Origin of the sequence: Litoreibacter arenae DSM 19593, from assembly GCF_000442275.2 — a bacterium.
GTDB lineage: Bacteria > Pseudomonadota > Alphaproteobacteria > Rhodobacterales > Rhodobacteraceae > Litoreibacter > Litoreibacter arenae.
Genome location: NZ_KE557306.1, coordinates 267,219 through 280,508 on the forward strand (window position 1 = coordinate 267,219; position 13,290 = coordinate 280,508).

Annotated in this window: 13 protein-coding genes; 7 read left to right on the forward strand and 6 right to left on the reverse strand. The window is 63.0% G+C overall.

Annotation, left to right across the window (positions count from 1 at the left end; translation table 11 throughout):
- Window positions 1-21: 21 nt before the first annotated feature.
- The 5 genes from THALAR_RS01400 to THALAR_RS01420 form a co-directional block, all read right to left on the reverse strand.
- Window positions 22-669 (reverse strand): class I SAM-dependent DNA methyltransferase, encoded by a 648-nt coding sequence (locus THALAR_RS01400; protein WP_021099673.1) that lies wholly within the window; start codon window positions 667-669, stop codon window positions 22-24.
- Window positions 669-977 carry a cupin domain-containing protein gene (locus THALAR_RS01405; RefSeq protein ID WP_021099674.1) on the reverse strand — a complete coding sequence of 103 codons (309 nt, stop codon included), beginning with the start codon at window positions 975-977 and terminating at the stop codon, window positions 669-671. Before THALAR_RS01405 ends, THALAR_RS01400 begins: the two co-directional genes overlap by 1 nt.
- Window positions 978-3,266: a xanthine dehydrogenase family protein molybdopterin-binding subunit gene (locus THALAR_RS01410; protein ID WP_021099675.1), complete on the reverse strand. Its 2,289-nt coding sequence runs from the start codon at window positions 3,264-3,266 to the stop codon at window positions 978-980. It abuts the gene before it with no gap.
- Between the two features lie 62 nt (window positions 3,267-3,328).
- Complete coding sequence (gene hrpB / locus THALAR_RS01415) at window positions 3,329-5,746, reverse strand: ATP-dependent helicase HrpB (protein WP_021099676.1); 2,418 nt, start codon at window positions 5,744-5,746, stop codon at window positions 3,329-3,331.
- 32 nt (window positions 5,747-5,778) lie between these two features.
- Window positions 5,779-6,492 (reverse strand): DUF3108 domain-containing protein, encoded by a 714-nt coding sequence (locus tag THALAR_RS01420; protein ID WP_021099677.1) that lies wholly within the window; start codon window positions 6,490-6,492, stop codon window positions 5,779-5,781.
- Window positions 6,493-6,597: 105 nt separating this feature from the next.
- On the opposite strand from THALAR_RS01420, the gene meaB reads away from it, so the two are divergent.
- The 5 genes from meaB (at window position 6,598) to THALAR_RS01445 (ending at window position 9,806) form a co-directional block, all read left to right on the forward strand.
- Window positions 6,598-7,575: a methylmalonyl Co-A mutase-associated GTPase MeaB gene (gene meaB / locus THALAR_RS01425; protein WP_021099678.1), complete on the forward strand. Its 978-nt coding sequence runs from the start codon at window positions 6,598-6,600 to the stop codon at window positions 7,573-7,575.
- Between the two features lie 285 nt (window positions 7,576-7,860).
- On the forward strand, window positions 7,861-8,148 hold the full coding sequence (gene rpmB, locus THALAR_RS01430) for a 50S ribosomal protein L28 (protein ID WP_040816978.1): 288 nt from the start codon (window positions 7,861-7,863) through the stop codon (window positions 8,146-8,148).
- Between the two features lie 134 nt (window positions 8,149-8,282).
- On the forward strand, window positions 8,283-8,630 hold the full coding sequence (locus tag THALAR_RS01435) for a hypothetical protein (protein WP_021099681.1): 348 nt from the start codon (window positions 8,283-8,285) through the stop codon (window positions 8,628-8,630).
- Between the two features lie 56 nt (window positions 8,631-8,686).
- Window positions 8,687-9,181 (forward strand): copper chaperone PCu(A)C, encoded by a 495-nt coding sequence (locus tag THALAR_RS01440; RefSeq protein WP_021099682.1) that lies wholly within the window; start codon window positions 8,687-8,689, stop codon window positions 9,179-9,181.
- A 160-nt stretch (window positions 9,182-9,341) separates the two neighbouring features.
- Window positions 9,342-9,806, forward strand: a complete 465-nt coding sequence (locus THALAR_RS01445) for a low molecular weight protein-tyrosine-phosphatase (RefSeq protein ID WP_040816981.1) — start codon at window positions 9,342-9,344, stop codon at window positions 9,804-9,806.
- Here THALAR_RS01445 and THALAR_RS01450 read toward each other — a convergent pair.
- Complete coding sequence (locus tag THALAR_RS01450) at window positions 9,782-10,096, reverse strand: hypothetical protein (RefSeq protein WP_021099684.1); 315 nt, start codon at window positions 10,094-10,096, stop codon at window positions 9,782-9,784. The two genes, THALAR_RS01445 and THALAR_RS01450, sit on opposite strands and share 25 nt — an antisense overlap.
- A 413-nt stretch (window positions 10,097-10,509) precedes the next feature.
- On the opposite strand from THALAR_RS01450, the gene THALAR_RS01455 reads away from it, so the two are divergent.
- On the forward strand, window positions 10,510-11,376 hold the full coding sequence (locus THALAR_RS01455) for a DUF2189 domain-containing protein (RefSeq protein WP_021099686.1): 867 nt from the start codon (window positions 10,510-10,512) through the stop codon (window positions 11,374-11,376).
- Window positions 11,377-11,490: 114 nt separating this feature from the next.
- Window positions 11,491-13,290, forward strand: a complete 1,800-nt coding sequence (lepA, locus tag THALAR_RS01460; RefSeq protein WP_040817491.1) for a translation elongation factor 4 — start codon at window positions 11,491-11,493, stop codon at window positions 13,288-13,290.

Genomic DNA, 13,290 nt, shown 5'->3' on the forward strand with positions numbered 1-13,290 from the left:
TCAACCCCCTTCACAGATTCTTCATGGGTGTGAATGTTTTCGGAACACAGCCAGATGCCCCTGTGATCCGGCATGATCGCCCTCAGCGCCAGCGCCGTAAATCTGCACGGTCTTGATGTGGTAATCCTCGATTTGCGGTGCCAGCGCTTCGAACTTGTCGGCGAAACCGCGGGCTTCGAAATGCTCTGCATTGACCGACAGGACGAACAATGCGCCGGGCTTGGCGGCGTCCAGCAGGCCGTCAATCGCGTCCGGCCCGACATGGCCGTGGGTGAAGGTGCCGGAGCTGACCACGCCGCCATAGGAGGCGGGTGCGAGAGGCAGGGATTTGGTCAAGTCGGCCTCGATCAGCTTGCGGTAGATGCCCTTGGAATTGGCCACCGCGAGCATCTCCCCCGACAGATCCAGCGCGTCGATGTCCAGATCGCATAGCGGACGGAGCGCCTCGCCCAGCAGGCCCGTGCCAGCCCCCACGTCCAGCACCGGTCCGTCACCGCCCAACTCCGCAAAGGTCCGGGCGACATGGGTTGGCAGTTGGTAGTCCATCGCCTGCGCGAAGCTGTGGTCGTAGCTATCGGCCCAGTCGCCGTAGAGCCGAAGGTTGTCATCTGGCGTCTCCAGCGCATAGGCCGCGTCAAGATCGGGCGGGTTTTTGGGGTCACGCGCCATCAGCGGGCCTTGTCCAGAAACTCGATCTCGACAAAGGCGCATTCAAAGTCGTTGGCGCTCAGCACGTCATGCTCCACGCCAAACTCCCTGAAATACGGCACGCCGTTTTGCAATTGCGCGGTGATTTCCTCGCCGCCCGGCAGTTTGATCTGCAACGCGCCGTCGAACAGCGGCACCACCACATAGTCGTAGTCATGGCGATGCCAGCCGGTGTTGTCGCCACGTTTCTTGAACCGCCATTCCGTCACGCGGGTGCGGGCGTTTTCGATCTGGACGGTGCCGGTTGCGGTGCCTGACGCGTCACACATCTACGTGCCCTCCAGCATCTGCCACACCCGATGCGGGGTGAAGGGCATGTCCGCGTGGCGCACGCCACGATCCCACATGGCGTCCAGCGCGGCGTTGGCGACGGCGGCCAGTGCGCCCACGGTACCTGCCTCGCCGCAGCCTTTCATGCCAAGTACGTTGGCGGTGGAGGGCACAGGTTCCGAGTGGAAGTTAATCATCGGCATGTCGGCCGCGCGGGGCATGCCGTAATCCATGAAAGTTGCGGTCAGAAGTTGACCGTCCTCGTCATAGACCACATGCTCGCTGATCGCCTGCCCGATGCCTTGCACCACGCCGCCATGGACTTGGCCTTCGGCCATCATCGGGTTCATCAGAACGCCGAAATCATCGACCACGGTGTATTTCACGACCTCGGTGACGCCGGTGTCAGGGTCGATTTCGACTTCCGCCACGTGGCAGCCGTTGGGGTAGGAGCGGCCCGGCAGGGTTGTGCTGGCTGTGATGTTCAGCAAGTCGTCGCGGCCTTGATCCCGCGCGGCCTCTGCCGCTTCGATCAGGGTCATCACCGTGTTGGAGCTTTCGGCGCGGAAGGCCCCGTCCTCAAACGCGACTTCGTGTGCGCCCAGTTGTTCAGCGACAAAATGGCGGAACGTGTCGATAGTCTTTTCCGCCACCGCCTTGTTCGCGGTGCCTTGCGTGGTGACCGAGCGCGATCCCCCCGTGCCGCCGCCTTGGGCGATCCGGTCGCTGTCGCCTTGGATGATGTCGATCAGGTCGATGTCGATGCCGGTGTATTCGTGCAGCATCTGGGCATAGACTGTCTCGTGACCCTGTCCGTTGCTCTGCGTGCCTACGTAGAGGTTAACGCGACCTGTGTCTGCGAACTCCACATGCGCGGTCTCGTCGGGGCTGCCGAGGATGCTTTCGATGTAGTAGCACACCCCAAGCCCGCGCAGCTTGCCCGCAGCCGCCGACGCGGTCTTGCGGGACGCGAAGCCGTCAAGGTCGGCCTCCACCTCTGCCCGCTTCAAGACCTTGTGGAAATCGCCCACGTCATACAACTCCCCCGTGGCGGAGATGTAGGGAAACTGGTCTGCGGGGATAAAGCTCTTGCGGCGCAACTCCAGCGGGTCGACGCCCAATTCGCGGGCGGCGTGGTCTATGGCGCGTTCCAGCACATAGATCGCTTCGGGGCGGCCTGCGCCGCGATAGGCGTCGACCTGCGTGGTGTTGGTGTAGATGCCCTGATTGCTGAAATAGACCGCTTGGACGTCGTAGACACCCATGACCACCTTGGAGGCCAGCTCGCTCTGGATGAACTGGGCGTAGGCGGAATTATACGCGCCAAGGTTGCTGACCGCGTTGACGCGGTAGGCGATGATCTTGTGGTCCTTGTCGAAGGCCAGCTCTGCGGTGGACACCAGATCGCGGCCCGCATTGTCCGTCAGCATCGATTCCGTGCGGTCGGCCTGCCAGCGCACGGGGCGGCCAAGGGTGCGGGCGGCTTGGGCGACCAGAAAATACTCGGGGTAGTCAAAGGCCTTCATGCCGAAGCCGCCGCCCACGTCGGGCGTGGTCACATGCACGTCCTTTTTATCGATCCCCAAGGTGGAGGCCAGCGAGCCTTTCAACCCCCAGACCCCTTGGCCGGAATATTCCATATGCAGCCGGTCATCTTCCATCTGCGCCCAGCAGCCGCGCGGCTCCATAGAATTGGCGATGATCCGGTTGTCCCCGATGTCCACCTTGGTGGTGAAGGCGGCGGTCTCGAACACGGCGTCGGTGGTTTCCTTGTCGCCGATGCCCCAGTCATAGGCGACATTGTCCGGCGCCTCGGGGTGGATGTCCGGCCCGCCCGGTGTCGGGTCCATATGCACGGGCAGGTCGTCATAGTCGAAGCCGATCAGCTCGGCGGCGTCTTTGGCCTGCTCCAGAGTGTCGGCCACGATCATGGCAACCGGCTCGCCCACAAAGCGCACGCGGTCTTTTGCCAGAACGGGCCGCACGGGGGCCGCGGCCGGGGAGCCGTCACGGTTGGTGATGATGGAGGCGTTCATCTTGTTCTTGCCACCCGCCGCCTCGTAGCGGTCAGCGGTCAGGACCAGATGCACCCCGTCTGCGGTCTCGGCGTCACTGACGTCCAGTTCGGTGATTTCGGCATGCGCGACGGAAGAGCGGAAGAGGTAGGCACAAAGCGCCCCGCTTGGCACCGTGTCATCCAGATAGCGCCCGTGGCCGGTCAGGAACCGCGTATCCTCGCGTCGTTTGACGGGCTGGGCCGTTCCGAATTTGCTGTTGGCGATAGTCATGCGCGGGCCTCCGGGTTGGTCACATCAAACAGTAGCGGCAGGTGACGCGCTGTCCACCCCGCTTACGTCCCGCGCGGCTTGGCCCGCAAGGTGGGGTCGGCGACGGTCGGGTCTTCGGGCCACGGGTGGCGCGGATAGCGGGCGCGCATGTCCTTGCGCACGTCGGCGTAGGAGCCTGCCCAGAAGCCCGGCAGGTCGGTCGTGACCTGCACGGGCCTTGATGCGGGCGAAAGCAACGTGATCTTGAGCGGCAACCGGTCCGGTCCGGTGCGCGGGTGCTGGGTGACGCCGAACATCTCTTGCAGGCGCACCTCAAGGGCAGGGGCACCGTCCGCGTAGTCCAGCGCCAAGTCGCGGCCCAAAGGCGTGGTGAATTTGGCGGGCGCCCCTGCGTCCAATGCTTGCATCTGGTCCCAGTCGAGTGCCGCACGCAGGGCCTCCGCGACGTTGACCGATTTCAAGTCCTCTGCCGAGCGGGCGCCGCCCAGATAAGGCAGCAGCCACGCCTCAAGGCTGCCCAGCAACCCTTCGTCCGACCAGTCCGGCATCCCCTCGCGCATATACTGGACCCGTGCCCGCAGGTAGCGGGCGGGTTTCGACCAGTTGAGCGCCGTGAGACCCAGCTGCCGCACCCCGTCCAGCATCGCTTGCGCGACGTGTTCGGGGTCTGCGTCCTTCCATGCGCGGTCGTCGAGGACCAACGCCCCGAAGCGTTCCTGCCTGCGGGCCAGCACTTTGCGGTCGCGCTTGGACCATTCGCAGAGGTCGATCCAGTTGATCTGATCCGCATACAGCCCGCGCAACTCTGCCTCGCTGATGGCGCTTGCCAGCCGCACCTTGGCCTCCCGCGCGTCGCCGTCCAGATCGAGCGCTACAATCAAGCGCTGCCCTGCCAACGCGTCGCTGCCGTCGATCACGGCCCCTTTTCCGCCTGACAAAACATAGCGGGCATCCTTGCCCGGACGCCGCAATCCGATGCGGTCGGGGTAGGCGAGGGCGGCCATCTCGCCCAAGCTGCGCTCGGTATTGCCTGCGAAACGTTTGAGGCGCTTGGCCTCCGCGCGCACCCGCTCCACCACGCCGCGATTGGCGTGGGGTGGCACCGTGCCGTTGAGCAACTTCATGCGTGCTGCGATGTCCGTTCCGGCATTGCGGCCCAGCGGGTCACGTTCCGCCAGCAACGCCGCCAGTGCAGGCCCACGATCACCGGACATCGCCAGCATATGCCCCAAGCGCGGATGCAGCGGCATCGCGGCCAAGCTGCGCCCGTGATCGGTGATCCGGTCCCCGTCCAACGCGCCCAGCATCTGCAATAAGGCTTTCGCTTCGGCAAATGCGCCCTCCGGCGGTGGGGTCAGGAACGCCAGATCTTCCAGCGCCGCGCCCCAGTTCGCCAGTTCCAGTGCCAGCCCTGTGAGGTCTGCCGCCTCGATTTCCGCAGGCGGGAACGCAGGCAGTGCGCCTTCCTCCGCCTTTGTCCACATGCGGTAGCAAACGCCTGCCTGAACCCGTCCCGCGCGGCCTTGGCGCTGGGTGGCCTCTGCCCGCGATACCTTTTCGGTGACCAGCCGCGACATGCCGGAGCCGGGGTCGAACCGCGCCCGCCGCGCGCGGCCTGCATCCACCACGACCCGCACGTCTTCGATTGTCAGGGAGGTCTCCGCAATCGAGGTCGCCAGCACGATCTTGCGCACGCCTTGTTCGGGCGCAATCGCCGCGCGTTGCTCTTTGAACGGCAAGGCCCCGAACAGCGGGCGCACCACCGCGCCTTTCGGCACCTTGAGCATCCCCATCACCCGCCGGATTTCGCCTTCGCCGGGCAGGAACACCAAGACGCCGCCCTCGGTCTCGTCCACTGCACGGTTGACCAGATCGGCCGCTGCCGTCTCGAACCGGATATCCTTGTGCAATGGCCGGTCCAGCCAGCGCGTCTCCACCGGATGTGCGCGCCCGTCGGAGGTGACTACGGGGGCATTGTCCAGCAATTCCGCCACCGGCTCCGCGTCCAAGGTCGCCGACATGACCAATACCTTCAGGTCAGGCCGCAACGCGCCCCGCGCCTCCCACGTCAAGGCCAGCCCCAGATCGCCATTCAGCGAACGTTCGTGGAATTCGTCGAAGACCACACAGCCCACGCCCGTCAGTTCAGGATCGCTCTGGATCATCCGCGTCAGGATGCCTTCGGTCACCACTTCGATCCGCGTGGCTTTCGACACTTTCGCCTCGCCGCGCATGCGGTAGCCGACAGTCGCGCCCACAGGCTCGCCCAGCATATCCGCCATCCGTTCAGCGGCGGCGCGGGTGGCCAGCCTGCGTGGCTCCAGCATGATCAGCCGCCCGTCGAACGCACCCGCCTCCAGCAGCGCCAGTGGCACCCGCGTGGTCTTGCCCGCGCCCGGCGGGGCCTGCAAAACGCAAACACCCCCGCCGGTCATGTGACCGACAAGGGCGTCTACTACATCTTCAATCGGCAGGCTCATGGCCCCCGCTTACCGCGGCTTGGCGTCCGCGTCTATTTCCGCGTCATCGTGGCGTTGCCGTAAAGCGACTGGGTCACGACCTTTTCCACCCGGTAACGCCCGTCAGCGGTCTGGGCGTAGAACAGGTTGAACGGGAAGCGCGCTTTCTCGGCCATGTCCTCGGGCGAGAAGCCCGCCAAGCGGCGATATTCGCCGTCGCACATGATCATGTCACCGTCGCTGCGTGGCGAGGACAGCTTGACCTGAGACCGCCGCTTGCCGTCATACATCTTCACGTCCAGCTTGCAGACCTGGTCGCGGCGCACGTCCCGAAACGCGGCATAAAGCGCGGTCATCGGGTCCACCGTGCCGTTCTGGGTCGATGGCTTCACCACATTGGGGCCGGGCACATAGTCCGAGACCGACGGCACGCCGCCCTTATAGGTCATCGAGGCCGAGGACTTCCGCTTGCCGGTATCCGCCTTTTCGTCGTAGCGCGCGGGGCTGAAATTACTGCCGCTCACCCGCCCGCTGGACGAGGCAGTGTATTTCACCCTTGCCACCAGCCCGACCAGCCCGCCGCTTTGCAACACGCCAGAGGCCGAGTAGCGGCCACCGGCCTCCTGTCCCTTGATCTTCAGGGTGCCTGCGGTGATCCCGCGAATGGCGACCGAGAACACGGCGTCCGTGGTCCCGTCCGCCACCGCTGGCGCGGCAAAGGTCAGGGGCAGGGCGCACAGGCCCAGAACTTTCAAAAACTGCTTCATCTTTTCGCCTTGTTGTATCACTTATGGCTCTGGGGCCATATTGGGCCGCGAACATACGGATAACACCCCAAGTTGCGGGGAAAACAAGCGAAAGATCGCCCATCCTTGAAACATATTGAAGACATGGCCGCACAGATACGTGCAGGGGACAGGCGGGCGCTGGCCCGCGCGATAACCCTTGTGGAAAGCGCCCGTGAGGATCACCGCACGCAGGCCCTGGCGCTCATCGACACCTTGCGCGTAAGCGCTCCGCAGGCTTTGCGTATCGGATTGTCCGGCACGCCGGGCGTCGGCAAATCCACCTTTATCGAAGGCTTCGGGCTGCATTTGACGGGGCAGGGGTTGCGGGTGGCGGTGCTGGCGGTGGACCCAAGCTCGACCCGCTCCGGCGGATCAATTCTTGGTGACAAGACCCGCATGGACCTGTTGTCGCGCGATCCGAACGCGTTCATCCGGCCATCGCCGTCGCAATCGCATCTGGGCGGCGTCGCCCGGCGCACCCGCGAAGCGGTGACCCTGTGCGAGGCCGCAGGCTTCGACGTGGTGCTGATCGAGACCGTGGGCGTCGGCCAGTCGGAAACCATGGTGGCGGAGATGTCGGATATCTTCGTACTGTTGCTGGCCCCCGCTGGTGGAGACGAGTTGCAGGGCGTCAAGCGCGGCATCATGGAGATTGCGGACCTGATCTTGGTGAACAAAGCCGATGGCGACCTGAAACCCGCCGCAATCCGCACACAGGCGGACTACACCGGCGCATTGCGGCTGTTGCGCAAGCGGGCGCAGGACCCCAAGGGCTTCCCGAAAGCACGCATCGTCTCCGCGCTGACCGGATTGGGGCTGGAGGAGGCATGGCAGGACATGCAAACCCTCAGCGACTGGCGCAAGGAGCACGGCCATTGGGACGCCCGCCGCAAAGCCCAAAGCGTGCATTGGTTCGAACAAGCGGTGCGCACGGGTCTGCTTGCCCGTATCAGCGCCGACAAACAGGCCAGCGCTGCGATGCAGGCTCTGGCGCAAGACGTCGCCGACGGCACTCTTTCCCCCGACCGCGCTGCGGCGAAAATGCTCGACAGCCTCTCCTAACCCAGCGTTAAGGTTAACGTGCGCCCGCCTCGATATCGCGACTCACTCCGGATTTCATTGCTTCACAAATATTCCCGCCCATTGCCGTCAGGCGATTGCAAATCGCCGAAAGGGAGGCTTCCGACCCCTCCAATCGAAAATCCGGCATAAACAGCGCGCATCCCCCACCAAAATCCCCATTCTCCACTTGACCCCCCAAGAATCTGCCCCTATTCCACGCAGACCGAATTCAGGGCATCGCACGGGCGGTGCCTTCATCTGTTTAAGACCCGGAAGGAAACGCACATGTCGCGCGTCTGTGAACTCACTGGCAAGGGCCCCATGGTCGGCAACAATGTCAGCCATGCCAAAAACCGGACCCGTCGTCGCTTTCTGCCGAACCTGAACGACGTCACGCTGATGTCCGAGACCCTGGGTCGCGGCTTCAAGTTCCGCATCTCCGCTGCTGCCCTGCGCACTGTGGATCACCGCGGCGGCCTCGACGGCTTCATGGGTAAGGCCAAAGATACCGACCTGTCCGCCAAGGCGCTCAAGGTCAAGAAGGACATCGTCAAGGCGCAAGCCGAGGCTTAAGCCTGAGACGTATAGCTTTCAAAGCGGCCTCGCCCCCACAGGGCGGGGCTGTTTTCGTTTGATCTGGAACAACGTTTCGCAAGGTGGCTTCTGGCAGCTTGGCTCCGACACCAAAGCAACGTAACACTCTGCCCATGATCCTCGCCCGCCAAGTCCTCGCCATCGTGCTCGTCATGACTATGGTTGCCACCACTGGCTCCATGGCCGCGATGCGTGACCGCGATGCGGGCACACAGGCGATGGTGATCTGCAACGGCGCGGGCTTGCAGACGATCCTGCTCGACGCCAACGGGGAGCGGGTCGATCCCGCCCCGATCTGCCCCGACTGCACTATGGTCGTGTTGGCGCCAGCACCCGCGTCGCCGGATGTAATCCTGTGTGACGGCGTAGCGGGCGCCGCGCTGTGGGTAGCGCTTGCCGCGCCAATGACCGCGCGCAACGACAGGGGCGGGCCGCAGGCCCGTGCGCCGCCGGTCGGTTGATCTGATCCCACTATCCCAAATCTCAGACCAATCTATCAAACGAAAGGACATGTTCCATGTCTGTGCAACTTATCTCTGCGGCCATCCTCGCCGCCACGCTTTCCACCGCCGCCTTCGCGGGCGATATGGCCATCAAGGTCACCGACTCCTACGCCCGCAGCGCCGGGGCGAATGCCCCGACAGGGGCGGCGTTCATCACGTTGATGAACACCTCCGACACCGATGACCGCCTGATCGGCGTCGCATCCCCGGCTGCCAAGCGGGTGGAGTTGCACACGCATCTTGAAAATGACGGGATCATGAAGATGGTCCATGTCGAGGAGGGCTTCCCTGTCGCGGCGGGCGAGATGATCGAAATGCAGCGCGGCGGCAAACACGTCATGCTCATGGGCCTCAACGACACGCTGGAGCAGGGCGCCATGGTGCCCGTAACCCTGATCTTCGAGAAGGCGGGCGAGGTCGAGGTCATGGTTCCCGTCGATCTGGAGCGTATGCCGGAAGGCGGCCACGGCACGATGCAGATGAAGCACGGCAACAAGACCGGCGGCTAAACTGCATCGAACAGAAATCTGAAAGGCGGCCCTTCGGGGCTGCCTTTTTTGCATCCCCCAGTGTCTGCCCTACGTAAGGGCAACTTGATCTCGGTTTCATAAAACCTTGATCCGCATCCCCGATTGTCGCACAAAGGCGTATAGCTGGGGAGCTACCATATTGAATAAGAAACTTTTGTTTGCTTGTTCAGGCAACATTTGTCGTTCGCCATTGGCGGAGGGCATACTTGAGGTCAAGGCGCGTAGCGCCGGCCTTAGCCTGGATATAGATAGTGCCGGAACCGACACTTGGCATGTCGGCAAGCCGCCCGACGGGCGTGCCATCGTTGCTGCTCGGCTAAAGGGCTACAACATCGAAAACCAGATCGCGCGGGCGTTCAGGGAGAAGGACTTTGCGAAGTTCGACCTGCTGATCGCCATGGACGAGGCCAATCGCCTGCAAATGGAGGCGCTGCGACCGCAGGGCTCGACCGTGCCGGTGGTTCTCATGTCGTCCTTCGCGCCCGATGCGGGGCCCACCGAAGTGCCTGATCCGTATTTCACGGGAAAGTTCGAGCCGGTGATCGCCCAGCTCGAGAAATGCATCGACGCGCTTGTGGCTCAGCTTCTGACGGAGCGGCAGTAGCCTTCGGCACTCGCGCCGAACTGCTTGTAGCGCTTCCAGAACGCTTCGTGCCCGCGATCATCGGACTGGCGGATGACTTGCGCGCGATGCGGGTCCGAGAAAAACGTGGCGGCAAGCCGCTGGTCCCGTGCGTCCAGCGTCAGGTCGGCGACCTGCTGGACGCAGTTGCAAAGGGGCCGCGACACTGATTTGCGGTCCGATTTGTTGCACGCCCGCTCAATTGGCCCCGCGACGGCGGCGCTTGCGGAAACCACCGCTACGACGAAAACGACTGCTAGTTTGATACCCATAATCCCGCTCCATGATTGCGGCGCGATGTGTCCCGCGCTCGTTCATGCGGCGATCATAGGACAAACGCTGCGGCAATTTCAATCACCATGGCGTTCACATTTTTCGACAGCGGGTTGGCTCAGTATTGGGCAGGTTCTCCGCGAACACTTGCGTCAGCAAGCTTGCGCCCGACCGCGTGCGTTTCACCATTTTGGTGTTCGCCTCGGAATACCCCGGCGACCCGTTATTCTTGGCCCTGACAAACCCGTCCCCGGCCACGTCTCGCAAATGTGACTGTCATTTATCCGGCATGCAGGCGTCTGGCCCGAAATCATGCTATGATGCCGGGATTAGAGGCCGAGACAGTTAGGCCCGCTCCTTCCCAAGGGCCACTGCAAGCGGTCGATGCGCGTATCACTTGGAGGGCTAAAAAATGGTAAAAACTATCGGAAATCCCTTATCGTGGGGGGCAAAGACACTTGGCGGGGCGGCAGGTCACGTTGCCGAAAACGTCGAGCATATCGGTATCCGCGACTCGACGCCGATTACCGAAGACCAGATCAATACGCTGACCATGGACGATCTGCGCCATGCCTTGCGGAAAGGTGCCGAAGATCTGACTGCCGCACGGGCGGACGTTTTGTTTTTGTGCCTGATCTATCCGATCATCGGGCTGTCACTGGTGGGCATCGGGCTGAACATGGACCTACTGCCACTGCTCTTCCCGCTCATGGCGGGCTTCGCGCTGCTGGGTCCCATTGCTGCAATCGGCTTGTATGAAATAAGCCGTCGCCGAGAGGCAGGCCTCACCTATAAATGGGGCGATGCTCTGGGCGTGGTCTCGTCCCCGTCTTTCGGGGCGATCGTTGTGCTGGGTCTATATCTGCTTGGCGTGTTTGTCGTCTGGATGCTGGCGGCTGCTACAATTCATGCCGTGACGCTGGGTGGCACCCCACCCGCTTCGCTGGCAGCATTCACGGAGCAGGTTCTCAATACCGGAGCAGGCTGGGTAATGATCGTGATCGGCATGGTGGTCGGCTTCGGTTTCGCGCTTCTTGTGCTCGTCACCAGCGTCGTGTCGTTTCCGCTGCTGCTGCACCGTGACGTCGGCGTGGCCAATGCCGTCGTGACATCGGTCAATGTCTTTCGCAAGAACCCCCGCGTGATCCTCGCATGGGGCCTGATAGTGGCGACGGGGTTGCTGCTCGGTTCGATCCCGGCGTTGATCGGGCTGATCCTCGTGATGCCGCTTCTGGGTCACGCGACGTGGCACCTCTACCGGCGGGCAATCAGCGACTAGACGGCCTGGGTTGACCGGTGAGGTGGATGTGTGGGCGCATCAACGTGATCGCTGAGCGTGAGCGGGTGTTGCGGCACCTTGACCGCCCCCCAATTCCGCATCATATCCTGCACCATGACCGAGCTTTCAAAAATCCGCAATTTCTCCATCGTGGCGCATATCGACCACGGTAAGTCGACGCTTGCCGACCGCCTGATTCAGGAGACCAACACGGTCTCCGCCCGCGACATGAAAGAGCAGATGCTCGACAGCATGGATATCGAGCGCGAGCGCGGCATCACCATCAAGGCCCAGACCGTGCGGATCGACTATGTGGCCGATGATGGGGAGGCTTACGTCCTCAACCTCATCGACACCCCTGGGCACGTGGATTTCGCCTACGAGGTCTCCCGCTCCATGCGCGCTGTCGAAGGCTCGCTGCTGGTCGTCGACTCGTCCCAAGGGGTCGAGGCCCAGACGCTGGCCAATGTCTACCACGCCATCGACGCCGACCACGAAATCGTGCCGGTCCTCAACAAGATCGACCTGCCAGCCTCCGACTGCGACCGCGTGGCCGAGCAGATCGAGGACGTCATCGGCATCGACGCGACCGACGCCATTCGGGTCTCCGCCAAAACGGGGCAGGGCATCCACGAGACGCTGGAGGCCATCGTTCACCGTCTGCCCGCCCCCAAGGGTGAGCGCGACGCGCCGCTCAAGGCGATGCTGGTGGACAGCTGGTACGACAGCTACCTCGGCGTCATCGTCCTTGTCCGCATCATCGACGGCGTGCTGAAAAAGGGCGAGCGGATCAAGATGCTCTCCAACGGCTCCACCCACCATGTGGACCGTATCGGCGTGTTCAAACCCGCCCTGACCGAAATCCCCGAGCTTGGCCCCGGCGAAATCGGCTTCCTGACCGCCTCCATCAAGCAGGTGCGCGACACCCGCGTGGGCGACACCATCACCCACGAGAAGAAGGGCACCGACAAGGCGCTTCCGGGTTTCAAGCCGTCGCAACCCGTGGTGTTCTGTGGCCTCTTCCCGGTGGATAGCTCCGAGTTCGAGGACCTGCGCGACGCCATCGAAAAGCTGGCCCTGAACGACGCGTCGTTCTCCTATGAAATGGAAACCTCCGCCGCGCTCGGCTTCGGCTTCCGCTGCGGCTTCCTTGGCCTGCTGCACCTCGAGGTGATCCGCGACCGGATCGAGCGCGAGTATGACATTGACCTCATCACCACCGCGCCCAGCGTTATTTACCACGTCTACATGCGCGACGGCGAGAAGATCGACCTGCACAACCCCGCCGACATGCCCGACCTGACCCATGTCGATCACCTGGAGGAGCCGCGCATCAAGGCCACGATCCTTGTGCCGGACGAATACTTGGGCGACGTGCTGAAACTCTGCCAGGACCGCCGCGGCATCCAGTTGGACCTGACCTATGCCGGCAGCCGCGCGATGGTTGTCTATGACCTCCCGCTCAATGAAGTTGTGTTCGATTTCTACGATCGCCTGAAATCGGTAACAAAGGGTTACGCCAGCTTCGATTACCAGATGACCGGCTACCGCGAGGACCGCTTGGTCAAGATGCAGATCTTGGTAAATGACGAGCCGGTCGACGCGCTGTCCATCATGGTCCACCACGACCGCGCCGAGGCCCGTGGCCGCGCCATGGTCGAGAAGCTGAAAGACCTGATCCCGCGCCACATGTTCAAAATCCCGATCCAGGCCGCCATCGGAGGCCGCATCATCGCCCGCGAAACGCTGGCCGCCATGCGCAAGGACGTGACCGCCAAATGCTACGGCGGCGACGCGTCCCGTAAGAAGAAACTGCTGGAGAAGCAGAAGGCGGGTAAGAAGCGCATGCGCCAGTTCGGGAAAGTGGATATCCCGCAGGAAGCGTTTATTAGCGCTCTAAAAATGGATAACTAA

What these genes read in the sequence shown, in the direction of transcription:
- lepA (WP_040817491.1), top strand. Translation starts at nt 11,491, where the DNA reads ATGACCGAGCTTTCAAAAATCCGCAATTTCTCCATCGTGGCGCATATC.
- THALAR_RS01420 (WP_021099677.1), bottom strand. Translation starts at nt 6,492, where the DNA reads ATGAAGCAGTTTTTGAAAGTTCTGGGCCTGTGCGCCCTGCCCCTGACC.
- THALAR_RS01410 (WP_021099675.1), bottom strand. Translation starts at nt 3,266, where the DNA reads ATGACTATCGCCAACAGCAAATTCGGAACGGCCCAGCCCGTCAAACGA.
- THALAR_RS01450 (WP_021099684.1), bottom strand. Translation starts at nt 10,096, where the DNA reads ATGGGTATCAAACTAGCAGTCGTTTTCGTCGTAGCGGTGGTTTCCGCA.
- THALAR_RS01440 (WP_021099682.1), top strand. Translation starts at nt 8,687, where the DNA reads ATGTCTGTGCAACTTATCTCTGCGGCCATCCTCGCCGCCACGCTTTCC.
- THALAR_RS01455 (WP_021099686.1), top strand. Translation starts at nt 10,510, where the DNA reads ATGGTAAAAACTATCGGAAATCCCTTATCGTGGGGGGCAAAGACACTT.
- hrpB (WP_021099676.1), bottom strand. Translation starts at nt 5,746, where the DNA reads ATGAGCCTGCCGATTGAAGATGTAGTAGACGCCCTTGTCGGTCACATG.
- THALAR_RS01435 (WP_021099681.1), top strand. Translation starts at nt 8,283, where the DNA reads ATGATCCTCGCCCGCCAAGTCCTCGCCATCGTGCTCGTCATGACTATG.
- THALAR_RS01400 (WP_021099673.1), bottom strand. Translation starts at nt 669, where the DNA reads ATGGCGCGTGACCCCAAAAACCCGCCCGATCTTGACGCGGCCTATGCG.
- THALAR_RS01405 (WP_021099674.1), bottom strand. Translation starts at nt 977, where the DNA reads ATGTGTGACGCGTCAGGCACCGCAACCGGCACCGTCCAGATCGAAAAC.
- rpmB (WP_040816978.1), top strand. Translation starts at nt 7,861, where the DNA reads ATGTCGCGCGTCTGTGAACTCACTGGCAAGGGCCCCATGGTCGGCAAC.